Annotated in this window: 27 protein-coding genes and 4 tRNA genes; all 31 read left to right on the top strand. The window is 43.7% G+C overall.

What is annotated here, in order from left to right:
* Positions 1 to 7 precede the first annotated feature (7 nt).
* Positions 8 to 424 carry a hypothetical protein gene (locus D890_RS0104405; RefSeq protein ID WP_018963303.1) on the top strand — a complete coding sequence of 139 codons (417 nt, stop codon included), beginning with the start codon at positions 8 to 10 and terminating at the stop codon, positions 422 to 424.
* Positions 425 to 458: 34 nt separating this feature from the next.
* A complete protein-coding gene (locus tag D890_RS0104400) occupies positions 459 to 2,078 on the top strand; it encodes a carbon starvation CstA family protein (protein WP_018963302.1) in 1,620 nt (539 codons plus the stop codon).
* Positions 2,079 to 2,220: 142 nt separating this feature from the next.
* Positions 2,221 to 2,295: transfer RNA gene (locus D890_RS0104395), tRNA-Gln, on the top strand.
* Between the two features lie 6 nt (positions 2,296 to 2,301).
* A tRNA-Glu gene (locus D890_RS0104390) sits at positions 2,302 to 2,376 on the top strand.
* Positions 2,377 to 2,378: 2 nt separating this feature from the next.
* A tRNA-Ile gene (locus D890_RS0104385) sits at positions 2,379 to 2,454 on the top strand.
* A gap of 5 nt (positions 2,455 to 2,459) precedes the next feature.
* Positions 2,460 to 2,535 (top strand) — tRNA-Glu (locus D890_RS0104380).
* A gap of 92 nt (positions 2,536 to 2,627) precedes the next feature.
* Positions 2,628 to 6,509, top strand: a complete 3,882-nt coding sequence (gene rpoB, locus D890_RS0104375) for a DNA-directed RNA polymerase subunit beta (RefSeq protein WP_018963301.1) — start codon at positions 2,628 to 2,630, stop codon at positions 6,507 to 6,509.
* An 8-nt stretch (positions 6,510 to 6,517) separates the two neighbouring features.
* Positions 6,518 to 12,622 carry a DNA-directed RNA polymerase subunit beta' gene (locus D890_RS0104370; protein WP_018963300.1) on the top strand — a complete coding sequence of 2,035 codons (6,105 nt, stop codon included), beginning with the start codon at positions 6,518 to 6,520 and terminating at the stop codon, positions 12,620 to 12,622.
* Between the two features lie 22 nt (positions 12,623 to 12,644).
* Entirely contained in the window at positions 12,645 to 13,025 is a 381-nt protein-coding gene (gene rpsL, locus D890_RS0104365) for a 30S ribosomal protein S12 (RefSeq protein WP_026291314.1), read from the top strand.
* A gap of 3 nt (positions 13,026 to 13,028) precedes the next feature.
* Positions 13,029 to 13,499 (top strand): 30S ribosomal protein S7, encoded by a 471-nt coding sequence (gene rpsG, locus D890_RS0104360; protein WP_018963298.1) that lies wholly within the window; start codon positions 13,029 to 13,031, stop codon positions 13,497 to 13,499.
* A gap of 6 nt (positions 13,500 to 13,505) precedes the next feature.
* On the top strand, positions 13,506 to 15,605 hold the full coding sequence (gene fusA, locus D890_RS0104355; RefSeq protein ID WP_018963297.1) for an elongation factor G: 2,100 nt from the start codon (positions 13,506 to 13,508) through the stop codon (positions 15,603 to 15,605).
* On the top strand, positions 15,605 to 16,822 hold the full coding sequence (gene tuf, locus D890_RS0104350) for an elongation factor Tu (protein WP_018963249.1): 1,218 nt from the start codon (positions 15,605 to 15,607) through the stop codon (positions 16,820 to 16,822). The genes fusA and tuf overlap by 1 nt, the downstream gene beginning before the upstream one ends.
* 19 nt (positions 16,823 to 16,841) lie before the next feature.
* The gene (gene rpsJ, locus D890_RS0104345; RefSeq protein ID WP_018963296.1) at positions 16,842 to 17,150 is read left to right on the top strand and encodes a 30S ribosomal protein S10; all 309 of its coding nucleotides are present in this window, start codon (positions 16,842 to 16,844) and stop codon (positions 17,148 to 17,150) included.
* A gap of 15 nt (positions 17,151 to 17,165) precedes the next feature.
* Positions 17,166 to 17,825 carry a 50S ribosomal protein L3 gene (gene rplC, locus D890_RS0104340; RefSeq protein ID WP_018963295.1) on the top strand — a complete coding sequence of 220 codons (660 nt, stop codon included), beginning with the start codon at positions 17,166 to 17,168 and terminating at the stop codon, positions 17,823 to 17,825.
* Between the two features lie 2 nt (positions 17,826 to 17,827).
* Complete coding sequence (gene rplD / locus D890_RS0104335) at positions 17,828 to 18,454, top strand: 50S ribosomal protein L4 (RefSeq protein WP_018963294.1); 627 nt, start codon at positions 17,828 to 17,830, stop codon at positions 18,452 to 18,454.
* Entirely contained in the window at positions 18,447 to 18,737 is a 291-nt protein-coding gene (gene rplW / locus D890_RS0104330) for a 50S ribosomal protein L23 (protein ID WP_018963293.1), read from the top strand. The genes rplD and rplW overlap by 8 nt, the downstream gene beginning before the upstream one ends.
* Positions 18,738 to 18,743: 6 nt before the next feature.
* Positions 18,744 to 19,574, top strand: a complete 831-nt coding sequence (gene rplB, locus D890_RS0104325) for a 50S ribosomal protein L2 (RefSeq protein WP_018963292.1) — start codon at positions 18,744 to 18,746, stop codon at positions 19,572 to 19,574.
* A gap of 18 nt (positions 19,575 to 19,592) precedes the next feature.
* Complete coding sequence (gene rpsS / locus D890_RS0104320) at positions 19,593 to 19,883, top strand: 30S ribosomal protein S19 (protein WP_018963291.1); 291 nt, start codon at positions 19,593 to 19,595, stop codon at positions 19,881 to 19,883.
* Between the two features lie 7 nt (positions 19,884 to 19,890).
* Positions 19,891 to 20,235, top strand: coding sequence for a 50S ribosomal protein L22 (gene rplV / locus D890_RS0104315; protein WP_156802667.1), 345 nt, complete (start codon positions 19,891 to 19,893; stop codon positions 20,233 to 20,235).
* A 13-nt stretch (positions 20,236 to 20,248) separates the two neighbouring features.
* Complete coding sequence (gene rpsC, locus D890_RS0104310; RefSeq protein WP_018963289.1) at positions 20,249 to 20,953, top strand: 30S ribosomal protein S3; 705 nt, start codon at positions 20,249 to 20,251, stop codon at positions 20,951 to 20,953.
* Positions 20,940 to 21,347, top strand: coding sequence for a 50S ribosomal protein L16 (rplP, locus tag D890_RS0104305; RefSeq protein WP_018963288.1), 408 nt, complete (start codon positions 20,940 to 20,942; stop codon positions 21,345 to 21,347). The genes rpsC and rplP overlap by 14 nt, the downstream gene beginning before the upstream one ends.
* A 15-nt stretch (positions 21,348 to 21,362) precedes the next feature.
* Entirely contained in the window at positions 21,363 to 21,557 is a 195-nt protein-coding gene (rpmC, locus tag D890_RS0104300) for a 50S ribosomal protein L29 (protein ID WP_018963287.1), read from the top strand.
* The gene (gene rpsQ, locus D890_RS0104295; protein ID WP_018963286.1) at positions 21,554 to 21,838 is read left to right on the top strand and encodes a 30S ribosomal protein S17; all 285 of its coding nucleotides are present in this window, start codon (positions 21,554 to 21,556) and stop codon (positions 21,836 to 21,838) included. Before rpmC ends, rpsQ begins: the two co-directional genes overlap by 4 nt.
* Complete coding sequence (gene rplN, locus D890_RS0104290) at positions 21,813 to 22,181, top strand: 50S ribosomal protein L14 (protein ID WP_018963285.1); 369 nt, start codon at positions 21,813 to 21,815, stop codon at positions 22,179 to 22,181. Before rpsQ ends, rplN begins: the two co-directional genes overlap by 26 nt.
* 16 nt (positions 22,182 to 22,197) lie before the next feature.
* A complete protein-coding gene (gene rplX / locus D890_RS0104285; RefSeq protein ID WP_018963284.1) occupies positions 22,198 to 22,515 on the top strand; it encodes a 50S ribosomal protein L24 in 318 nt (105 codons plus the stop codon).
* 18 nt (positions 22,516 to 22,533) lie between these two features.
* Positions 22,534 to 23,073: a 50S ribosomal protein L5 gene (gene rplE, locus D890_RS0104280; protein ID WP_018963283.1), complete on the top strand. Its 540-nt coding sequence runs from the start codon at positions 22,534 to 22,536 to the stop codon at positions 23,071 to 23,073.
* Positions 23,074 to 23,089: 16 nt separating this feature from the next.
* Positions 23,090 to 23,275: a type Z 30S ribosomal protein S14 gene (locus D890_RS0104275; RefSeq protein WP_018963282.1), complete on the top strand. Its 186-nt coding sequence runs from the start codon at positions 23,090 to 23,092 to the stop codon at positions 23,273 to 23,275.
* 12 nt (positions 23,276 to 23,287) lie between these two features.
* Complete coding sequence (gene rpsH, locus D890_RS0104270; protein ID WP_018963281.1) at positions 23,288 to 23,686, top strand: 30S ribosomal protein S8; 399 nt, start codon at positions 23,288 to 23,290, stop codon at positions 23,684 to 23,686.
* Between the two features lie 11 nt (positions 23,687 to 23,697).
* A complete protein-coding gene (gene rplF / locus D890_RS0104265; protein ID WP_018963280.1) occupies positions 23,698 to 24,243 on the top strand; it encodes a 50S ribosomal protein L6 in 546 nt (181 codons plus the stop codon).
* A gap of 20 nt (positions 24,244 to 24,263) precedes the next feature.
* Positions 24,264 to 24,632: a 50S ribosomal protein L18 gene (gene rplR / locus D890_RS0104260; protein ID WP_018963279.1), complete on the top strand. Its 369-nt coding sequence runs from the start codon at positions 24,264 to 24,266 to the stop codon at positions 24,630 to 24,632.
* Between the two features lie 14 nt (positions 24,633 to 24,646).
* Positions 24,647 to 25,135, top strand: coding sequence for a 30S ribosomal protein S5 (gene rpsE, locus D890_RS0104255; RefSeq protein ID WP_018963278.1), 489 nt, complete (start codon positions 24,647 to 24,649; stop codon positions 25,133 to 25,135).
* The last annotated feature ends 1 nt before the right edge of the window (position 25,136 follow it).

Below are 25,136 nucleotides of genomic sequence, written 5' to 3'. Positions count from 1 at the left end.
AATAAAAGTGACTGGTAAGGGGGAAAACCCGTGGGATTTACAGGTTCCTGTAATAGATGAGGATGTTCTCAGAAAATTCTATTACGAACGTTACAATTTAGGAACGCACTGTATATATCGGCGCGTTTTAATCATGCAAAAATCAGGCATTTTGGGCAACATAGCTGATTATAAATTGTTGGATTTTATCGTACCTGATCTTACTATGGAAACACTTATGCCATTTGTCAAACCCGTACCCGATGTGATGACACAGCGCTTTTTGCTTTTTGGTAAAGGCAGTATGTTAAGAAAATCATTTGCGTTTGGTTTGAAAGGTTGGGCATACGTGGGATTTCTTCTTGGTGAAGAAAAGATATTCGAAGATATGAGAAGAGAACTAAGAGAGGCTATAAGACCTTCCGGCGAAGGTCTTGGCAAATAGATTACTTTCTTTATAAAGGGGAGGTGAGTTTTAAATGGCATTGACATTATTTCTGGTAGCCATCGTCTCTTTTGTACTTGCATACATCTTTTACGGTGGCTATCAAGAGCGGGTGTACCAGCTGGATAACAGCAGAAAAACGCCATCAGTGGAACTTTATGACGGTATTGATTATGTTCCTACTCACCCTATGATTCTTCTCGGCCATCACTTTTCAAGTATCGCAGGAGCAGGGCCTATCGTTGGTCCTATAACTGCTGCCAGTCTTTTTGGCTGGTTACCTGCCTATCTATGGATAGTGGTGGGTTCTATTTTCTTTGGGGCTGTTCACGACTTTGGCTCTATTGTAGGCTCTATCAGACACAAAGGGCTCAGTATTGGCGAATTGGTAAATGAATATGTTGGGCCTAGGGCGAAGGTGCTTTTTAACTTATTTGCGTGGCTCACGCTTGTACTTGTGGTGGCAGATTTTCTTGAACTGTGCGCTATTTCTTTCGCTGGAGATCCTGCAGTAGCATTCAGCGGTTTTTTTTACATTGTTCTGGCAATTATATTTGGGCTCTTGGTATATCGTTTGCACTTATCTATTCTTTGGTCAACTATTATATGCCTGCCATTTGTGATCGGTGCTGTTTTCTTTGGAAATAGTTCACCCTGGGTCCAGTCGGTGTTTTCTCTAAGCGCTACCAACTGGCGCATCATTCTCATCGTGTACATCTTCCTTGCTTCAGTTCTTCCTGTTTGGATCCTTTTACAGCCGCGAGATTATCTCTCCTCTTGGTTTCTGTATTTTGCAGTGATAATCGCATCTGTAGGTGTTTTATTCGGCGGGAAAATGCTTACGGTGAATTTGAGCGCTTATAAAGGTTGGTATGCTGGTGGCAACAATTACCTATGGCCCATGCTTTTTATCACAATTGCCTGCGGTGCGATAAGTGGCTTTCACTCGCTTGTAGGAAGTGGCACTACTGCAAAGCAATTGCGGGCTGAGAAAGATGCAAAACTTATCGGTTACGGCGGTATGCTTCTCGAGGGCGTGGTTGCTGTCATCGCATTGATAACTGTGATGATGGCGGGTAAAATCATCGGGCCGGAAGGCGCCGCAGCAAATCCTCAGTATACTTTTGGAGTAGGGTTTTCCAAGTTTTGGTCATTATTCGGTTTGCCTGAAAAGGTTGGTATCTCTTTCGGCATGTTTACCATAAACACATTCATACTCACTACTTTAGACACAGCTACGAGACTCGGGCGTTTCCAATTGCAGGAATTGACTGGAAACAGATTAAATCGCTATGCGGCCACTTTCATAACGTTGTTGGCTGTGCTTGCGCTGGTATTCATGCATGTTGGTGATCAGCCTGTATGGTCTGTAATTTGGCCAGTTTTTGGTTCGGCTAATCAGCTTCTTGCTGGGCTCGCACTGTTGGCTGTAACTGCATGGATAATAAAAGGTCTGCACAAATCTGCATGGTTTACCACCATTCCTATGGTGTTTATGATTGTTACTACGATGGCGGCATTATTCCTCCTTGTTAGTGCGAACATTTCGAAAATTTCTACGTTGCCTTTGGCCATAGTTGGAATCGTACTCATCATACTAGCGATTTGGTTAGTGGTTGAAGCATGGGGTGCATTGGTTAGGAAACACGGGTAAGAACTTTGCAGGAGGCTGAAAGATTAAGATGGTTCTTGGCCTCCTGCAAAGTCATGTATAAAGGATGAAGCTGATGTATGAGTTTCTTTCTCTAATGTTCTTTACACCAGTCCTTTCACTATGCTATAATAACTATGCTCGTTGGGGGATCGTCTAACGGGCAGGACACGGGACTCTGGATCCTGCAATGGTGGTTCAAATCCACCTCCCCCAGCCAGTAGGTGGCCTCGTCGTATAGTGGTTAGTATACCGGGCTCTCAACCCGGTGGTGCGGGTCCGATTCCCGCCGAGGCTACCAGTGGGGCCGTAGCTCAATTGGCAGAGCCACCGGCTCATAACCGGAAGGTTCCAGGTTCGATTCCTGGCGGCCCCACCAGTAGTGGCCCTATCGTCTAGAGGCCTAGGACATCACCCTTTCAAGGTGGAGGCGGGGGTTCGAATCCCCCTGGGGCCACCATTTTTTTTAACATTTGTTTTAAGAAGCTATTTACTGGGGGACTACTGCGTGATATAATCTTAAATTGGCACTTCTATGGAGGGTGATGCGATTTGACTGCCAGAAAAAAAATATGGGAAGTCAGCAGCAAAGTAAGTAAGCCAACGCTAAGCGAAGTTCCTTACCCAGATTTTTTAGAAGCAAAAAAGAATTCCTGGAACTGGTTCATCAACGAAGGTTTGCGGGAGCTGTTTCAGACATATTTTCCTATCGAAGATAGTAAGGGACGTTGGCGCATTGACATATTGGATTTCTATTTTGAGAATGATGTAGCTGATGAAACGGGTAACCCCATAGAAACTCCTGAAGACGCTATTAGAGAGCATGCCACATTTGCAAAAAGGCTTGTAGTAAAGGTTCGTATCTACAATAGCGAAACAGGGGAAATCGTGGAAAAAGAACACGTCTTGGGGAAGAGAATACCATGGATGACTGATTCAGGCGACTTCATTGTAAATGGCTCAAGAAGAGTGACATTGAATCAATTAGTTAGATCTCCAGGCATATATCTTGAAGCTGACGGAGGACTTAAGCGGATATCTCTTATTCCACAGCGCGGAACGTGGATAGATATTGAATATGATGGCAAAAACCCACTTAATATGATTCTTGATAGGCGTTCTAAAAAGCTCAATATGGCAACATATCTGAGAGCTCTCGGATACATGTCTGATGACGAGATAAGGGCGCGTTTTAATGAAAGTGCGTTGAAGTGGACAGAGTTTTTCTTAACGGATGCTTCATTCGATAACAAGAAGAACTTTGTTACTCAAAACCTTCTTTCTTATTTCAATTATTTGCGTGGTTATCTGCCTACTACTGCTCAAACTGTAAGTGAATTCAAGAACACTCTGGAGAATCTCGGCGTTGATGAGCAGTTATTGGAAAGGCTTGAAGAATACAACGTAGAAAGTGTTTTAGACGAAATAGCGGAATCTTACGCTTCTCAATATGAGGGGCTTGAAATACTGGACATATTCAAGAGTATTGTTGAAGAAAATTTAAAAATTTTGATAGACAAGACTATAGACGGTGATACTTCCGTAAACATATATACGGTTTCCACTGTGTGGGATCAAATTGTCTCTACATTACGCGAAACAGAATTAATCGAAGACGTATTAGACAAAGATGGAACCGTGGTTGTGCGAGCTAATACACCTCTCAGCACAAGGGATGTCGAGACTTTATTTAAATCATACGTCATTCCCATGGTTAAGTCTGGAAAGTACGATTTACGTGTAAAAGTTCCCGTTAGGGGTCAGATGAAGACATATGAGGGATGGATTATTGATGAAGATATTGAAGTCGACGGGCAAAGCCTGAAAGGTGAAGCACTGGATCCTGAAATCGTTAAGAACATAAGGAAGAATTCTGACTTTATAACTCTTCAAGTACCTGTGAAGAAGTATTTTCAAGGAAGTGCTTTTGTTGAATTAGAAAAGAGAAGAACAGCAGAAACACTCTCCGATAGGGAAGCTGAAAGGCGCTTTAGACAACTTCTATTTGATCCTAAACGTAATCAAATAGGTCGTGTGGGTGCATACCACATAGAACACAGGTACGGCATAAAGGTGGAGGAATCTCTCACCGATGAAATGCTCGCCGAACTTGGTGGCATATTGCTGGCTTATTCTATTGGAGCGGCAATGCCGGATGACATAGACCACTTGAGCAATAGGCGTGTTCGCGCCATAGGTGAGCTTTATTATGAAATTTTTGCAAGTGCTTTTGAAAGGCTCGTAAAAACGGCTCGTGATGAAATGATTAACGAACAGAAAGAACCAGAGTTAAAGCTTCACAGAGTGCTTGCGCAAAACATATTGACACAGTTTGTTTGGCGCTTTGTAAACCCATCTGAGGTACATCAATTACTGGAATATACTAACCCGTTGACTGAAATTACCCACAAGCGACGCGTAACAGCTATGGGCAGAGGTGGACTTAGCAGAGAGCATGCAAGTATTGAAGTAAGAGATGTCCACCATACGCACTACGGACGTTTGTGCCCTATAGAGACGCCAGAAGGTCAGAACATAGGATTAATCCTTTCATTGGCAACCTATTCTCGCTTGAATGAGTATGGTTTCTTGATAACGCCATATCGACGTGTGGTTAAGGGACAAGTCACAGATGACGTTATATGGATGGATGCTTTGGAAGAAGAAAAAGAATATATTATTCCAGCTGACACTCCCATGGAGGGAAGAAACATCGCTCCTGATCGCATATTGGCTCGTCATAAAGGGCAATGGGTTGAGGTCGACAAAGAAGATATAACTTTTATGGATGTAAATGTGACGCAACCCTTCTCCATATCGGCTTCTTTAGTGCCATTTCTTGAATCCGATGACGCCATAAGAGCACTAATGGGATCTAACATGCAAAGGCAAGCAGTGCCGCTTATTAATGCGGAGTCACCTATTGTGGCCACAGGCATGGAAAAAGAAGTTGTTCAGTCTTTAGGTTATGTTATACGGGCGGAGCAAGATGGTACGATTTCCTACGTAGATGGCAAGGAAGTTCGTTTGGCTACAAAAGATGGCTACGAAAAAGTTTACAAATTACGCGTTTTTGATAGGACAAATCAGGATACAGTTATACATTTCAGACCTAAAGTAAAGCAAGGCCAGACTATTAAGCAAGGTGACGTACTTGCAGAATCAATAACTTCTGATGGTGGAGAGTTGGCATTAGGACGCAATATCTTGGTTGCATTTATGCCTTGGGAAGGGTATAACTACGAGGATGCCATACTGATAAGTAAACGTTTAGTTAAAGATGATGTATTCACATCTGTACATATTCGCGAGTATATGGTGGAAGTGGCCGAATTAAGTAGAGGTAGATCAGAGGAAATAACCTACGACTTACCAGATTCCGTATCGGAACAAGAAAAGAAGTATCTTGATCCTGATACGGGTATTGTGATGGTGGGTACGGAGGTTAAGCCTGGAGATATTCTTGTGGGAAAAGTCACACCAAAAGAGGAAGAAGATAAGTCTATTGAAACAAAGCTATTAAGTGCAATTTTTGGTGAGAAGTTAGATAAAGTAAAAGATACATCCTTAAGAGTGCCACCGGCGGAAGGTGGAATTGTTGTTGATACTCAAGTTCTTCGTAGTAGTGAAACAGGCAAAATAAAAGCTGTTAAGGTTTTCGTTGCTCAAAAGAGGAAGGTTCAAGCAGGTGACAAGATGTCAGGAAGGCACGGAAACAAAGGTGTTGTGTCCCGTGTTTTACCGGAAGAGGATATGCCTTTCCTTCCTGATGGTAGACCTGTAGATATTGTTTTGAACCCGCTGGGTGTTCCTTCAAGGATGAATATTGGACAGCTTTTAGAACTTCATCTGGGATTAGCTGCAAAGGTGCTTGGGTTTAAAGTGGAAGTTCCTATCTTTAGCAAGCTTGGCGTGGATGGTGTTCATGATTTATTAAAAGAGGCAGGACTTCCAGAAGACGGGAAGGTAGTTCTCCGCGATGGCAGAACAGGAGAAGAATTCCTTTCTGAAATAACTGTTGGTTATATGTACATGATGAAGTTAATTCACATGGTTGAAGACAAATGGCATGCGCGTTCTACTGGCGACTATGCACTGGTTACACAGCAGCCGCTTGGAGGAAGAGCGCATTTTGGTGGCCAGAGGCTTGGAGAAATGGAAGTTTGGGCATTAGAAGCCTATGGTGCCAGCTATGTTCTTCAGGAAATGCTCACAGTCAAATCCGATGATGTTGAAGGGAGAAAGAAAGCTTATATTTCTTTAACGCGCAATCAACCATTGGAACCACCTCAACTGCCTGAATCGTTTAAGGTACTTGAACTTGAACTGAAATCCTTGGGATTCATGGTCGAGAAAGTGGAAACGGAGAAAAAAGAAAAGGCTTTGGAGATACCTGGTGTGTCTCTACCGAAGTTCACCACTGAAGAGGAGTGAGGCAAGGTATGGATTTTGATGCCCTAAGAGTGAGATTGGCGTCTCCTGATGAAATAAGGGCAATGTCCCATGGAGAAGTTAAAAAGAGCGAAACAGTTAACTATAGAACGAACAGACCTGAACCGGATGGTCTGTTTTGTGAAAAAATATTCGGGCCCACACGTGATTACGAATGCGCTTGTGGGAAATACAAAGGACGAAAGTACGAGGGACAAGTTTGTGAACGTTGTGGTGTAGAAGTTACCCGCAGTTCTGTACGTAGAGAACGGATGGGTCATATTGAGCTTGGTACACCCATAGTGCACCCCTGGTTCTTTAGAAACGCACAGTCAAGGTTAGGTTTCATGGTCGATATGAAGCAGAAAGATCTAGAAAGGGTTATCTATTACACTTCTAACTTGGCTACAGATACGGGTCCAGACGTCTTACCGAGACTTACCGTGATGACCAGTGAACGTGCACTTGATTTTTCTTTCTGGTTCCTTGGTCAGAAACTGATATTCCAATCTGTGGCAGATGTTCAAGGGATTCCCACAGATAGGTTAGAATTGGCTGGTTCTCCAGATTTTAGCTCTGGTCTTCTTTTGCTTGAGGCTGTACTGGGAGATATTTACGGTCTACTTTCCGAAAACATAAGAACTTATACTCAGCTTTCTACCTATAAAACTGCGAGTTACGTTATAAGACGTCTTAACGAGTTAATATCTCAATCGTACGATGTACCTATTGATGTTGTAAGGGATATTTGGAAAAACAGTGCTTATGTCTTGTTTGGTGAAGAGGGCTTTGAGCTCGTTACGCCTGAGCAGTATTTGATGCTCTTGCCCAATGAACAAGAACATGTGCTTAGTGGCGTAAAAGGTATAACAACGTTGGTAGCTCATGAACAGTCTCTCTTGGACTTCGTTGGCGAACAGCTTGAAAAATTCCCAACTGATATTAGGCGCATAGCCGGTAACCCTGTGGTTACTGGAAGGCATTTAACAAAAGATGAATTTATGCAGTGCTTGAAGGAGCCGGTGTTTTTTAAGGGAAAATGGCTCTCGTTTGAAGAAACACTTGAGCTTTATAGTAAGGGTGAGAATTTTTCCGGTTCAAACTTTATGTCCCATTGGGCATCGGAAATCTTTGAAGCATTCAATCTAAAACGTAGTGATTTATTAAGTAAAGCTGCGGCTGCTGCTGATAATGCAGATAAGCAATATCTTCTCGGTAAGATGATTAGCGTTGCTCTGGGTACAGGAGATTTTGAAAACGTACTTTCTAAGATCATTTCTGGCGCCTATGCTGTGGTTCCTTATTACAGAGCAGAAGCGGTAACCAAAGAGGGCGAAGTAAACAAGTACAAAGTAATGTCAAGAGGTTTGGGTTTAGCTTTAGAGAACCTTGTTGTAGAAGTTCAGAAAATTCGTGAAGTACTGGACCAGCGTAACCTTTCATGGGATGAACAACGTCCCCTTATTGAAGATGATGTTCGCTTTATCTTGAAATCTCTTAGCCTCGAAGACATAGATATAGATAAAGTGCTCGGCGGTGGGTATGAAGTTATCAATAACTTTGGTTATTTCAGTGTTATGCCCAGAGAAGGCCAAAGCATGGAAGACGTACTTCGCAATGCTTGTTCCATGGTTCTTAAGGATGTGACCCGTTTACTTGACCGAGTGCAAGATTATGAGATTCTCATCAATGATGATAAAGATAGAGCGCTTCAAATAATAAAACACGTTTTTGGAGCTGACTTAGAGGAAAACTCTGATTTAGTTGTTACAGGCTATGATTTGAGATTAGTACGCAGTTTGAGACCCATCTCTCAAGAACAAGTTTGGCAGATTATTACGCTTCTTCTGAGTGAAGCCTTTATACGCGATAACACTTTTGCCATGGAAGTATTCAATAAACTTGAGATTGATGATGGCGAAGAACTACTTAAAACGATAAGTCAAGAACTTGTGGTTTCTACATCTTTTGTAGCACCACGCGTGAATGCTTTAGATTTACTCAGTGATGAAGAGGCAGAAGCGTATCGTTTGCTCATGGATGTAGAAATACTTAGAAATGAGCAGCCGCTGTTGGAAACGTTAACCGGTGGAGCTGCCATAAAGGAACTACTGGAAGAAAACTACAGTCCAGATAAGTTACAAGATTGGGTCAGCTATTTAGTGGAACAGCTTGACGAAGCAACGGGACAACGGAAACAAAAGATAACGAAGCGTTTACAAGTTATTAACGGTTTCTTGAGAAGTAAAACGAATCCTTCATGGATGGTTTTGGAAGTTTTACCTGTTTTGCCCCCAGACTTAAGGCCACTCATTTTCGACAAAAATGAGAGAGCAAAATCTTCAGATTTGAATGAACTTTACAGAAGAATCATCAATAGAAATCTGAGACTGAAAAGGCTTAGAGAACAAAAAGCTCCGGATCTTATTATCCGAAACGAAATGAGGCTTTTACAGGAGGCTGTTGAAGCACTTATAGACAACAGTAGAAAAGACAAACCTGTGAAGGACTCAAGAGGAAGGCAGTTAAAGTCACTTACTGACAAACTTAGCGGGAAACAAGGTCGATTCAGACAGAATTTGCTCGGTAAAAGAGTTGATTACAGTGGGCGTTCTGTCATCGTGATCGGGCCGGATCTAAAGCTGAACCAAACAGGAATACCACGAATAATGGCAGCAGAATTATTTAAGCCTATGCTCATAGGCGAACTGCAACGCCGTGAAATTGCGAGTACAGCTAAACAGGCTAAGAAGATGATTGAGAGTTACGATTCTCGTATCTGGCCAGTCTTGGCAGATATTGTAAAAGGTTATTATGTTCTGTTGAACCGTGCGCCTACGCTGCACAGGCCATCAATAGAAGCATTTGAGCCTGTGTTAGTTGATTCAAAAGCCATATCGGTACCACCTATGATTTGTCCGCCTTTCAACGCAGACTTCGATGGTGACCAAATGGCAGTACATGTGCCACTTTCTAATCAGGCTTTGGCTGAGGCAAAATTGCTGATGTCTTCGCATTTGAACATACTGTCACCTGCTCATGGCGAGCCGTTGGCAGCTCCAACACAAGATTTAGTCATTGGACCTTATTTCCTAACAGTGGATCTACAGGGACCATTTATAGGTGATGGCACTGTATTCTATGACGCTGCGGATGTAGAGAAAGCTTGGAATATGGGCAAGATAGACTTGCATGCTCACATTTGGTACGGCCCATTAGCTGAGACCAATGGCGACATCGGTCAAGATATTACCAATGCGGATAAGAATGGCAATACAACAGTAGGACGTGTGATTTTTAATCACTTTATAAACGAACGGTTAACAGAAAACGGCATTCAAACATTGCCCTTCGTAAATGAAACACTAACAAAGAAAACGCTTTATAACTACATCAATGATGCTATCGATCGGTTGGGTTTGAGTGACTCCATATATGTACTGGATGCAATAAAAGAGCTGGGCTTTAAGTATGCAACATTGTCCGGTTTGACCATAAGTGCACTTGACCTGAGTGTTGTACCTTCTAAACAAGGCTTAGTAGATGAAGCTCGGGAGAAAATCGAGAAAATAGAAGAAGAGTACAACTTCGGTAGACTCACTGTGGAAGAACGTTATGAAAAAATAGTTAACATTTGGCGCGATGTAGTGGATAAGGTCACTGATAGTCTCAACGATTATTTTAGTGAGTCTGACCATCTCTATATGATGTTCACATCTGGCGCCAGAGGAAACAAAGACCAGGTAAGACAATTGGTAGGTTTAAGAGGCCTTATGGCTGACCCGACAGGTAAAATCATTGAGTATCCTATTATCGACTCATTGCTGGAAGGTCTAACAATACAAGAGTATTTTGTAAGTACACACGGTGCTCGTAAAGGACAGGCTGATACAGCGCTGAAAACTGCTGATGCTGGTTACCTCACACGACGTTTGGTGGATGTTGTGCAGTCGGTTACGATCACTGAGGATGACCACTCTGTGGTCAGCGTTGGTCCAAATACCTATGACAACGTTGCCACAGCTTTGGTAGGTCGTTTTGCAGAGGAAGATATCAGGTTGCCAGGCATGGATGACCCAGTGGTACGTAAAGGGCAGGTTATTGGTTTAGAAGAGGCACAACTCATTGCAGAAGCTGGTATCGAAGTTCTTATAAGAAGAGACATGGAACTCGTAAGGATCGAAGATTTGCTTGATCCGGATAACTTTGTCTACGGTTTGAACCATGCCCGATTTGTATTGCCTGGTGAGTTGCGTATTGGCAACGAAGTCATCGACAAAGGGACAAATGTCGCACCCTCTTTAGCTTACAGGCTCAAGGAATTGGGCGTTGAGGAGCTCATTGTAAAAAGAGAAGAGGGCTTGCTTGTACGAGACCTTGAAGCTACAGACGGTAGCATAATTTCTGAGCTCGGAGGGCGTATCTGGGGTCGTTTTGCTGCTGAAGATATAAAAGATCCTGCCACTGGAGAAATTCTGGTAAAAGCAGGGCAAGAGATCATGGCACAGGATGCACAACGCATAGACAAAGCTGGTGTGAAAGCTGTTCGTATACATAGTCCTATAACATGCTTAAGTGATGATGGTATTTGTGTTACGTGCTATGGTAGAGATTTATCCAGAAGAAGACTCGTAGAAAAAGGAGAAAGTGTTGGTGTAGTAGCTGCACAGTCTATTGGCGAACCAGGTACCCAGCTTACTCTAAGAACATTCCACACTGGAGGTGTCGCTGGCGAAGATATTACTGGAGGTTTACCACGTGTAGAAGAATTATTTGAGGCAAGGAAGAAAAATGCACTGACTGATATAGTTCTCCCATTGCAGGATTTCTTTACAGTATTTGATGGCGCTGACGAAAAGATAGAACGTTATGTATCTAATGCCATGGAGTCTTTTGTTGGTGAGTTGGATAACGTTTTGAAAGCTCACTTAAATGATGTGAACGATCCTATGGCAGCCAAAGATCTGAAGAAAGTTGTTAGGACCTGGTTCAACGATCTTGGAGCGCTGCTTAGCCAAAAACTTAGTGAAATTAGGCACGAGCTACTTCAAAGTTATGACTGGAATGGTCTTGAATTGAGCGCATTGAGAAGATCCAATGAAAAGGTTGAACAGCTTTATGATTTGTTAGATCAAAAAGCCAGTGAATTCGAACGCTTATTCCTTGACGCTTTAAGGAAAGCAAGCTTAGAAGAACATATTGGATCTTTAAGTGGACATTTCCACGAGAAACTCAATAACGTTCTTACGACCTTACGTTCGGAGCTTTCCATAGTTCCATGGTACGTAGGTTTAGCAACAGGAATTAAAGGAGCCGATGAAGCAGATCTAAAGAATTTCTATGCAGGCTATGTAGATTTAATGCGTACTGGTGATGTGGATTTTGCATTCGACATAGACGCAAAACGTCCCACAAAGAAAAGCAAGTTGTTGGCTATGGCACCGATGGGTGGTGTTGTTCACGACATCTTCACCGTAGTCGATCACGGGCAAGAACTCTTTACCATAATCGTTGTAAAACAGGACAATGGTTATGGCGCATTTGTAACGAACGCTGAATCTAGGAAGTTAAGAATTCGCAATGATGACAAGGAATCAAAATACATATTCCCTGGTTATAGGCTGATTTTCGACAGTATTGATGCTTCATTATTGCTTAGAGCTTTTGGACACGACGCTGCTTGCGATTATCTCATAGGTGAGATCAAGAGTGTTTATGCTTCTCAAAAGGTTGAAATCAATGACAAGCATTTCGAAGTGGTCTTAAAGCAAATGTTCTCCAAGGTTGTTGTTGACGAATCAGGTGATTCTGTGGAAATGCTTCCAGGTGATGTTGTTGACTGGTTTGATTATGAGCAAGAAGTTAGGTACTGGACTATGCAAGGTAAGAAGGCGCCAAAGGGACGCAGGGTATGCATGGGCGTGACAAAAGTATCCAAATCTTCTAAGAGTTGGCTCGCAGCCGCCTCGTTCCAGGAAACTCCTCAGGTTCTCGTTGACGCAGCCATAGCTGGGAAAGTTGATAAGCTAAAAGGTTTGAAAGAAAATGTTATAATAGCTCGGAGGATACCCGCAGGAACCGGTATCTACAAGGAAGAAGACTTTATCATAGAATGATTAGAAGCAGGAGGTGTTTGTATTGCCGACGTTTAATCAGTTGGTCAAATATGGCCGCGAAAAAGTAAAATCTAAATCGAAGTCGCAGGCGCTCGAGGGTAATCCTCAGAAGCGAGGAGTTTGTTTAGTAGTGCGTACTATGACGCCAAAGAAACCTAATTCGGCCCTAAGGAAAATAGCAAGGGTGCGCTTGTCGAATGGTTATGAAGTTTTGGCTTATATCCCCGGTATAGGCCACAATCTTCAGGAACACTCTGTAGTTCTTGTGAGAGGTGGTCGTGTAAAAGACTTACCGGGTGTGCGTTATCACATAATCCGGGGCGTTTATGACGCGGCCGGTGTTGAAAATAGAAAACAGGGCCGTTCCAAATACGGTGCCAAGAGACCAAAAGGAGGAAGTTAACATATGCCACGTGGAGGAAGTCCAACACCGCGAACCATACCGCCGGATCCCATTTACGGGAGCCCTCTGGTAGCGAAACTCATAAATAAGTTGATGATTGGTGGTAAGAAGTCGAAAGCCGAGAAAATCGTATATGGAGCACTCCAGATTGCTTCAGAGCAGCTCGGAGAAAACCCCATCGATATTCTTACCAAGGCAATTGAAAACACAAAACCTTTGGTTGAGACGCGGTCGCGCCGAATAGGCGGAGCCGTGTATCAAATACCAGTTGAAGTGCCGGAAAGACGTGCTTTGGCACTCGCTCTTAGGTGGATTGTGAACGGTGCCAGAGATAGAGGCGCTGGAGAAATGGAAAATAAATTAGCAGCTGAGTTAGTAGATGCTTATAAAGGTCAGGGTTATGCCGCCAAGAGGCGTGAAGAAATCCATAGAATGGCTGAGGCTAACAAGGCGTTTGCTCATTTGAGATGGTGATAATTGATGGCGGATCACAGAGAATTCACTTTAGAACGAACCAGGAATATTGGTATAGCCGCGCATATTGATGCAGGTAAGACCACAACAACGGAGCGTATACTCTTTTTCACAGGAAAAACGCATAAGCTGGGTGAGGTCCATGATGGAACTGCTACCATGGATTTCATGGAGCAGGAGAAAGAGCGCGGCATTACCATTATGTCCGCCGCAACGACATGCTTTTGGAAGGATTATCGTATCAACATAATTGATACGCCCGGACATGTGGACTTTACAATTGAGGTAGAAAGGTCACTTCGTGTACTTGATGGCGCTGTTGTAGTTATAGATGCCGTGGCGGGTGTTCAGCCTCAAACAGAAACGGTGTGGCGCCAAGCTGATAGGTACGATGTGCCTCGTATTGTTTTTGTTAATAAGATGGATAGAAACGGAGCCAATTTCCTCCGGGCAGTCAATACTATACGTGAGCGTCTTGGTGCAAACGCTGTTCCAGTGCAATTGATGATTGGTAGCGAAGACAATTACCAAGGCGTGATAGATCTCATAGAGAGAAAGGCTTATTACTGGACGGATGTTTTAGGAACAGCATTTGAAGAGAGACCCATCCCCAATGACATGTTGGATTTGGTAGAAGAATATCGTGAGAAGTTGATAGAAGCAGCCGTGGAAATGGACGACGCAGTAATGACCAAGTACTTAGATGGTGAAGATATCACTAATGAAGAAATTCGCCAGTGTCTTAGAAAAGGAACCATACAAAGGAAAATTGTTCCTGTATTCGGTGGGTCTGCGTATAAGAATAAGGGCATTCAGCCTTTGCTTGATGGTGTTGTGTATTACTTACCGAGTCCGTTAGATTTACCGCCCGTAAAGGGTATAGATCCAAGAACAAATGAAGAAGTAGAGCGCCGGCCACTGGACGATGAGCCACTGTCAGCGTTCATATTTAAAATACAAACAGACCCTTATGTCGGCAAGCTCGCTTGGGTAAGAGTCTATTCAGGCGTCTTAAATGCAGGGTCTTATGTATATAACGTTACTAAGGATTCCAAGGAACGTGTTTCTCGTTTATTAAGAATGCACGCTAGCCACAGAGAAGACGTAAATGCCATCGGTGCTGGAGACTTAGGCGCTATCGTTGGTATGCGTAATGCGACTACGGGTGACACACTGGCTGATGAAAATAACCCCATAGTCCTTGAATCGCTCTTCATTCCTGAACCTGTTATTTCGCTTTCTATTGAACCTAAGACTCAACAAGATCAAGATAAATTAGCAGCCGGTTTACAGAGACTTTCAGAAGAAGATCCTACTTTTAGAGTAAAAGTCGATCAAGAAACAGGAGAGACGATTATCTCTGGCATGGGTGAATTGCATCTTGAAATAATTGTTGATAGGCTCAGAAGAGAATTCAAAGTTGATGCAAATATAGGCAAGCCACAAGTTTCTTACAGAGAAACAATTAAGAAGCATGTTGAAGTCGAAGGAAAGTACATACGGCAGAGCGGCGGACGTGGTCAGTATGGACATGTCGTCATGGAGTTCGAGCCGTTGCCTCGTGGAACTGGTATTGTTTTTGAAAACAAAATTGTTGGTGGTGTCATTCCAAAAGAGTATATTCCCGCAGTTGAAAAAGGCACAAGAGAGGCTTTTGAAAATGGTGTTATTGCAGGTTATCCTATAGTGGACGTAAAAGCAACGTTGGTCGATGGTTCTTACCATGAGGTAGACTCATCCGAAATAGCTTTCCATTTAGCCGCAGCTCGTGCAGTAAGACTGGGTATACCGCAGGCAGATCCCGTAATCCTCGAACCTATAATGAAAGTAGAAGTTGTTGTCCCTGAGGACTATATGGGAGACGTTATGGGTGATTTAAGTTCCAGGCGCGGAAGGATAATGGGCATAGAAGCGCAGGGGCATTTGCAAGAAATTAGGGCAGAGGTACCTTTGGCTGAGATGTTCGGTTATGCGACTATTTTGCGTTCTTTGACTCAAGGGCGTGGAAGCTTTGTTATGGAGTTCTCCCATTATGAAGAAGTTCCAGCGAAGATTGCAGAAAACATAATTGAGTCCAGAGGTAAACTGAGGAGGAGTGAAGAGTAATGGCGAAAGAGAAATTCGAGAGGACGAAACCGCACGTAAATGTAGGGACGATAGGTCACATAGACCATGGGAAGACGACGCTGACGGCGGCTATGACGCAGACATTGGCAGCAGTAGGATATGCGAAGCCGATGGGATATTACGACATAGATAAGGCGCCAGAAGAGAAAGCGCGTGGAATCACGATAAACATAACGCACGTAGAATATGAGACAGACAAGAGGCACTATGCACACATAGATTGTCCAGGGCACGCAGACTACATAAAGAACATGATCACAGGTGCTGCGCAGATGGACGGAGCGATATTGGTAGTAGCGGCTACAGATGGAGTTATGCCTCAGACGAGGGAGCACGTGTTGTTGGCGAGGCAGGTAAACGTGCCAGCGATGGTAGTGTTCATAAACAAGACAGATATGGTAGATGATCCTGAGCTGGTAGAGTTAGTAGAGATGGAAGTACGGGATTTATTGAACAAGTACGGATTTCCAGGTGATGAGGTACCAGTAATAAAGGGATCAGCATTAAAGGCATTAGAAGTACTGAACAAGAATCCCCAGACGAAGCGTGGGGAAGATGCATGGGTAGACAGCATATGGGAACTAATCGATGCGATGGACAGTTACATACCAGATCCTGTAAGGGAGATAGACAAACCGTTCCTGATGCCAATAGAAGACGTATTTAGCATAACAGGAAGAGGGACCGTAGTAACAGGAAGAGTAGAGCGAGGGAAACTGAAAGCAGGAGAAGAAGTAGAGATAGTAGGATTAAGGGGCGGAGAACGGAAGACGGTAGTAACAGGGATAGAGATGTTCAGGAAGACGCTGGATGAAGCTATGGCAGGAGACAATGTAGGGTTATTGTTAAGAGGCATAGGGAAAGAGGAAGTAGAAAGAGGAGAAGTAATAGCGAAGCCAGGGTCAGTGAAGCCATACACGAAGTTTAGGGCGCAGGTATACGTGTTGAAGAAAGAGGAAGGTGGAAGGCATACACCATTCTTCAACGGATACAGGCCACAGTTTTACATAAGGACAACAGACGTAACAGGGTCCATAAAACTAGACGAAGGAGTAGAGATGGTAATGCCGGGAGACAATGCAGAGTTTGAAGTAGAACTAATATACCCGGTAGCATTGGAAGAAGGACTACGGTTTGCAATACGTGAAGGTGGAAGAACCGTAGGAGCCGGTGTTATCACCAAGCTCTTGGAATAATACAGAGGAGTGATAGGTAATGTCAGCACAGCGTATAAGAATTAAACTGCGCTCATATGATCATAGACTTTTGGATCAATCGGCGAAGCGGATTGTCGAGGTTGCTAAGAGAACAGGCGCACGAGTTGCCGGTCCTATTCCATTACCAACTGACAGAAGAGTTTATTGTGTTACCCGGTCTCCGCATATCGACAAAGATTCCAGGGAACACTTTGAAATTAAGATGCACAAACGTCTTATCGACATAATCGATCCGACTCAGGAAACCATTGCGAATCTGATGAGTTTGGAACTTCCCGCTGGTGTCGACATACATCTGAAGCTTTAGGGATGGTGAAAAGAAGTGAAAGGTATAGGATTGCTTGGTAGAAAAATCGGAATGAGCCGCTTCATAGACGATAAGGGTATATTTACCCCTGTGACTCTCATAAAAGCGGGCCCCAATTATGTTGTCAATGTACGAAAAGAAGACAATGGTTTGGAGTCCGTCGCTATGGGCTTTGAAGTGGTAAAAGAGAAAGCACTGAATAAACCGAAATTAGGTGCACTTAAAAAGGCTGGTGTACCTCCCGTTCGGTTTGTGAAAGAATTTCGCTATCCTGGCATTAGCGAACAATTTCAAGTTGGTCAAGAGGTCAACGTCACAGATGTTTTCCAAGATGGAGAGCTTGTTGATGTCATAGGTGTCAGCAGAGGTAGAGGATTTGCTGGCGGTGTACGGCGTTGGGGCTTTGCAGGAGGGCCAAAGACCCACGGTAGTCGAGGATGGCACAGAAGGATAGGCTCTATCGGTAATAGAACATATCCAGGTGAAGTAAAACCTGGTAAGAAGATGCCCGGACAATATGGCAATGAACAAGTAACTGTCCGCAACCTGAAAATTGTTAAAATTATACCGGAGCAGAATATCATTGCTGTAAAAGGTTCGGTCCCAGGTTCAAAGAATGGTTTCGTCCTTGTGAGAAAAGCTTACGGTCTGGGGCCTCAAGGAAGGAGTGAATAGAGATGCAACTTCCAGTTTTTGATGTGAACGGTGCAGAGGTTGCTTACGAAAGCGTTAACGAAAACTTTGTAGCTACGCCTGTGCGAGGTAGATTGCTGCATCTCAATGTCGTGCGTGTTCTTGCTGGTAAAAGGCACGGGACGGCATCGACAAAAAAGCAAGGAGAAGTGGCAGGAACTACAAAGAAACCATGGCCTCAGAAACATACAGGAAGAGCCAGACATGGTTACATGCGTTCTCCCATATGGAGAAAGGGAGCAGTAGCCTTCGGTCCTCGCCCTCGTGACTGGTCCATGGATATAAACAAGAAACAGATAAAGCTTGGCATGGCATCTGCTTTCGGCTACAGGTTAAGAAATGGAGAGTTAGTACTGGTAGATGCTAATGGCTTTAACGGAAAAACTCGTGAGTTCAGGACGTTTTTGAATAACAAACAGTTGGAGAATAAGTCTGTTACTGTTGTTTCCTTAGCAAATGAGGTTTCTTTCCGTAGAGCATGCCAGAATATGAAGAATGTCTATTGTGTTCCCGTTGAAAAGGTCAATGTTTATGATTTGCTCAAGGGTGATACGGTAATCATGACTCAGGCGGCATGGAAGAAAGCGCAGGAGGTGTGGGCAAATGGCTAAAGCTGCTTCTGATGTGCTTATTGGTCCTGTTTTGACTGAAAAAGCACTTACACTACATAGAGAAGGTAAGTACACCTTTTATGTGCGAAAAGATGCAAATAAGGTCGACATAAAAAAGGCTGTGGAACAAGTTTTCAATGTCAAGGTCTCAAAGGTATACACTTTATATGTACGTGGAAAACAGAAAAGAAGAGGTTATACCGAATATAGAACTAGCGACAGGAAAAAAGCCGTTGTACAACTTGTTCCAGGACAGCATATTGAACTTATTGAGGGAGTGTGATTTTAGATGCCCGTAAGAAGATACAAGCCAGTTACGTCTAGCACAAGGAATAGAATAATCATCGATTACAAAAGCGTCATTACAAAGACGGAGCCGGAAAAGTCACTCCTTGCGCCCTTAAGAAAGAGTGGAGGAAGAAATAACATGGGCCGTATCTCTGTAAGATTCAGAGGTGGCGGCAACAAAAGAAGATATAGAATTATCGATTTTAAGCGTGACAAAGACGGTGTTCCGGGCAAAGTTATGTCAATAGAGTATGACCCTAACAGAACAGCATTTATTGCACTGATAAAATACGCTGATGGTGAAAAGCGCTACATTGTAGCGCCAGACGAGTTAGAAGTAGGAGACACCATTGTTTCAGGTGAGTCAGCACCGATCAGAATAGGTAATACGCTGCCTTTATCAAAGATTCCAACAGGTACTACCATTCATAATATCGAACTTTATCCCGGACGAGGTGCGCAATTAGTTCGTTCGGCTGGTTCATGGGCACAACTCATGGCAAAAGAAGGCGACTATGCCCATGTACGTCTTCCAAGCGGTGAGGTTAGACTGATCAACATAAAGTGCAGAGCGACCATTGGACGTGTGAGTAATCTTGATCACGAGAATACTTCTTCAGGCAAAGCGGGACGAACAAGATGGGTAGGTAGAAGGCCGCACGTTAGAGGAACAGTAATGAACCCAGTAGATCACCCACATGGAGGCGGAGAAGGTAAATCACCTATTGGCCATCCGTCACCACTTTCTCCGTGGGGATGGAAGACTCTTGGCTGGAAAACTCGTCGTGGTAAAAAGCCTTCTGATAAGTTCATCATAAAGCGTCGCAAATAAGTGAGGTGAAGAGTTTATATGGCATGGGATAAGCCTTATCCAAGAGGAAAATACACGGACCCCAAGTTGTTGAAAAAGGTCCAAAAAATGCAGAGTACGGGAGATAAACGTATCATAAAAACATGGAGCAGGAGAAGCACTATCACACCAGAAATGGTCGGCCTAACCATAGCTGTGTACAATGGGAAGATTCATGTTCCCGTTTATATAACACAGCAGATGATTGGGCATAAGTTGGGTGAATTCGCTATAACCAGAAACTTCCGTGGTCATGGCGAGCCTGTTGAGCGCTCCAGTGCGTTGAAGTGAGGTGTAGATGATGGAAGAAGTAGTCGCAAAAGCAACCGCTAAGTACTTAAGAGTGTCGCCGAGAAAGGCAAGACTTGTTATTAACGAGATCAGGAACAAGCCAGTAGTCGAAGCGAGAGCCATTCTTAAGTATTCTCCCAATAAGGCAGCCAGATTTGCATTAAAGGTTTTAGACTCTGCTGTGGCTAACGCGGTAAATAATAATGGGTCTGACGAGGAACGCCTGTATGTGTATCGCGCTTTCGTCGATGAAGGGCCGAGGTTAAAAAGATATAATCCGCGCGCTTTTGGAAGAGCGGATATCATCAAAAGGCGTTTAAGCCACATTACCGTTATAGTAAAAGAGAGATAGGGGGAATACAAAAGTGGGCCAAAAAACACATCCTTATGGATTTAGATTAGGTGTGACGAAAAACTGGCGTAGCCGTTGGGTTGCTCCTTTTGAGAAGTACCCAGAATATATCGTTCAAGACGAGCAAATAAGAAAATTGGTAAATAAGCATTATGGCCATGCTGGTATTTCATCAGTAGAAATAGAGCGTTTAGGGAATAAGATGCGCGTAATAATCTGGACTGCCAGACCCGGAATGATCATAGGAAAGCAGGGTTCAGAAATAGAGCATCTTAGAGAAGAAATTGTCAGACTATTAAAGAGCGATTACGAAGTTAGGATTGCCATTTACGAGGTAAAAAATCCTGAGATTGATGCGCAAATCGTATCTGACAGCATCGCGCGACAGATAGAGCGCAGGGTAAGTTATAAGCGCGCAATGAAGCAGGCGATCAGTAGGGCTATGAGATCTGGCGCGCAGGGAATAAAGATTGCTGTCTCTGGGCGTTTAGGCGGTGCGGAAATTGCCCGACGTGAATGGTTTGTGCAAGGTAAACTTCCGTTATCTACTCTAAAGTCTGATGTGGACTATGGTTACAGCATAGCTGTTACGAAATACGGAACCATCGGCGTGAAGTGCTGGATCTATAAAGGAGATGTAGAGGATCTGCAAGAACTTCTACCTCCGAGAGGCCTAGAAAAGGCAGAGAGGAGGCCAGAAAGACATGCTAATGCCTAAACGTGTTAAATACAGAAAAAACCATTTACCTCATATAAAGGGAAAAGAAACAAGAGGTTTGAAGTTGGCATTTGGCGATTATGGAATTCAAGCCGTGGGTCGTGGTTATGTGGATTCCAGAATGATTGAGTCATGTCGTGTCGTCATTGCCAAGAACATTGGAAAAACAGGAAAGTACTGGATTAGGATTTTCCCCGACATATCCTGGACGAAGAAACCCTTGGAAGTCAGGATGGGTGGAGGAAAAGGTGACCCAGAGAAGTGGATCTTTCCGGTAAGGCCAGGACGTATCATGTTTGAACTGACCGGAATTGATGAAGATACTGCTAAGCACATTGCTAGACTAATAGGATTTCGCCTGCCTTTTGAGGTCAGGTTAATTAGTCGTGTGTAAGGGAAGGTGCAGCTCATGCAAGGGACAGAATTAAGAGAGAAGACGACGGACGAGTTGGAAGCTTTGCTCAAGGAACTAAGGGCAAAGTTGGTCAACCTCAAATTTCAGCTATCCGTTGGCAAGCTGACAGATCATACCGCTATTACTAAAACAAAGAGAGATATAGCACGGGTGCTAACGGTTTTGAGAGAAAGGGGTATAAAGTTATGAGACGTCGTTTTGTTGGCGTAGTTGTATCAGACAAAATGGATAAAACCCGCGTTGTTGTAACAGAAAGGATGGAACGTCATCCTTTATATAAGAAGGAATTGCGGAGAAAAACGAAATTCTATGTACACGATGAGAAAAATGAATCGAAAGAGGGAGACACTGTTCTTATAGAGGAATTCAGGCCAATGTCTCACCTTAAACGGTTCAACTTAGTCAAAGTGCTAAGAAGGAAGCAGTTCGAGGAGGTTGAAGAAGATGATCAGGCCTTACACGAAGCTTAACGTTGCAGATAACACTGGTGTCAAGACAATTCAGGTTATACGTGTTCTAAGAGGGCCTAGGATTGCATACGGGACAATTGGAGATGTCATCGTTGCCAATGTTAGAGAGGTATTACCCAGTAGCCAATTCAAGAAGGGCGATGTTGTGAAGGCTGTGGTCGTTCGTTTGGCTAAGGAGATAAAGAGAGCCGACGGTACGTGTGTTAGATTCGACGATAACGCGGCTGTCATCATTGACCAACTGGGAGAACCGAGTGGAACCCGTGTTTTCGGACCAGTTGCTCGTGAACTCAGGGAAAAGGGATATCTTAAGATCATCTCCTTGGCTCCCGAAGTGCTGTAGTTGGAGGTTGAGCAATATGAAGTTGAATATAAAATCGGGTGATCTGGTCGAAGTCATAAGCGGGAAAGAAAAGGGTAAAAGAGGCAAAGTGACCAGGGCATTTCCCAAAGAGAACAGAGTATTGGTACAAGGCGTCAACATCATTACTCGTGCTACCAGGCCTACTCAGAAGGACACCCAGGGTGGGCTAAAAAAGTATGAGGCACCCATATTAGCTAATAAGGTGATGGTTGTATGCCCCAAATGTGATAAGCCCACAAGAATTGGTCACAAAGTGCTCGATGATGGCACAAAAGTGCGTGTTTGTGCTCGTTGCGGCGAAGTTCTTGATTAGGCTTTGGGAGGGTTGAGCATGAGTTTGAAGGAAAAATACGATAACGAGGTCAGGCCTTACATGATTAAGAAGTTTGGTTATCATAATGCCATGCAAGTGCCTGCCGTGGTAAAGATAACGCTTAACCGTGGTCTCGGTGAAGCACTTCAAAATCCAAGAGCTGTGGAAGTTACCGTAAAGGAGTTTGAAACGATAACTGGTCAGAAGCCATTGGTTAGGAAAGCGAAGAAAAATGTTGCCGCGTTTAAGCTGAGAAAAGGTGTTCCCATAGGAGTCAGCGTAACACTTCGGAAAGAGAAGATGTGGAACTTTATGGAACATCTCATAAGTGAAGTACTCCCAAGGGTACGTGACTTCAGAGGATTAAACCCACGTTCTTTTGACGGTAGGGGTAACTACAACTTCGGATTGTTGGAAGATCTGGTCTTCCCGGAAATATCTTACGATATGATAGATAAAACGAGAGGTTTAGGCATTAGCATAACAACTACCGCAAGAACAGATGAGGAAGCATTTGAGCTCTTGAAGGCTTTGGGCTTCCCATTCATGGAAAGATAGGAAAAAGGAGGTTTCTATGGCAAGGAAGGCATTAAAAATAAAAGCAGCAAAAGAGCCTAAGTTTTCGACAAGAAAATATACAAGATGCAAAATATGTGGCAGATCACGAGCTGTTTATAGCGATTTTGGAATATGCCGCATGTGTCTTAGAGAAATGGCTCATAAGGGCGAAATACCAGGCTTGAAGAAAGCCTCTTGGTGAGGTGACGTGCATATGGTTCAGGATACGATATCGGATTTATTAGTGAGAATAAAGAACGCCAGCCACGCCCGTTTGGATAGTGTTGAAGGTGTTCCTTACGGAAAGTATCAAGAAGAAATCCTTAAAGTTCTTGTCCGCGAGGGATACATAAAGGGATATGAAGTGGTTGAAAAAGAAAATAGAAAGTACTTTAGCATACAAATGAAATTTGGTCCTGGAAAGCAACCTGTTATTAATGAGGTAAGGCTCATTAGTGTGCCATCAAGAAGGATATATGCTCGCAAGGGAGAAATACCGAAGGTTATGAACGGCCTTGGTATTGCCATATTAACTACTTCAGTAGGAGTACTTTCAGACGCTGAGGCTCGCCAGAAAGGTGTGGGCGGGCAAATACTCTGCTATGTTTGGTGAGGTGGTCACAAGTGTCTAGAATAGGTAGGAAACCGATCGTTGTCCCTCAGGGAGTCAACGTAACCATCGAAGATAATACTGTAACGGTTCAAGGTCCAAAGGGAACGTTGGCGCAAACCTTCGATCCTCGCTTGAAGATTTCTCTATCTGATGGCCAAATCATAGTAGAGCGAACATCGGAGGAAAAGGATGTAAAGTCGCTTCACGGTACCACACGAGCACTGATTCAAAACATGGTTACCGGTGTGAGTAACGGATTCGCCGTGACTCTAAAAATTAAAGGCGTCGGTTACAGAGCAGAGCTTAAGGGAAAAGACCTTCAACTCTCTTTGGGTTTTTCACATCCAGTTCTGTTCCAGAGCTTGGACGGCATAGCATATCAAGTGCCATCTCCTGACACAGTAGTCATAACCGGCACTGATAAGCATCTTGTCACTCAGGTAGCTGCTAACATAAGAGCCTACAGAATACCTGATCCTTATAAAGGAAAAGGCATTTGGTACGAGGGCGAGCAGAGGACGCTCAAACCCGGTAAAGCAGTAGGAAAGGGTAAATAGTTCGTAGGAGGTGTATGAGTTTGATTTTTGCACAATCGCGTGCTGAGTTAAGAAGAGTAAGACATTTAAGGATAAGAAAACACATAGAGGGCACGGCTGAACGTCCTCGCTTGTGTGTGTTCAGGTCTTCCAGACACATTTATGCGCAGATTATCGATGATGTGGCTGGACATACTTTGGTTTCAGCTTCCACTCTTGACAAAGAATTGCGTGGAAAACTCGGAGATATGAAGAAAACTGAGCAAGCTGCAGAGGTTGGAAAATTGCTGGCAAATAGGGCGGCCGAAAAAGGTATCGTTAAAGTGGTATTTGATCGCGGTGGTTATAAGTATCATGGAAGAGTTAAAGCATTGGCCGAAGCCTCTCGCGAAGCCGGGCTGGAGTTCTAAGGAGGTATGCCGTAATGGACATGACTAATTTGCAGGAAAGAGTCATTGAGATTCGTAGAGTTGCCCGTGTCGTGAAGGGCGGAAAGAGACTTCGCTTTAGGGCTCTGGTTGTAGTAGGTGATGGAGAAGGCCATGTAGGAGTCGGATTGGGCAAAGCAGGAGAAGTACCTGACGCAGTGGCAAAAGCGGTTGCCAGAGCAAGGAAAAATCTTATTGAGGTTCCCATGGCAGGAACGACCGTTCCTCATACCGTGGTGGCAAAAAAAGAGACAGCTAAGGTTCTGATTAAACCTGCTGTACGAGGAACCGGTGTCTTGGCCGGCCAAACAGTTAGGGCTATTCTCGAAATGGCTGGCATAAAAGATGTGGTTACGAAATCTATGGGTTCCACAAATCCGGTCAACTTGGCATACGCAACAATAGGTGCCTTAAAGTCCCTTAAAAGGCCGAGAGAAGTAGCCGAACTTAGGGGCGTTCCTATAGAGCAAATACTAAAGAGATAAC

Source organism: Coprothermobacter platensis DSM 11748, from assembly GCF_000378005.1.
Lineage (GTDB): Bacteria > Coprothermobacterota > Coprothermobacteria > Coprothermobacterales > Coprothermobacteraceae > Coprothermobacter > Coprothermobacter platensis.
This window is presented reverse-complemented; position numbering and strand designations above follow the sequence as displayed.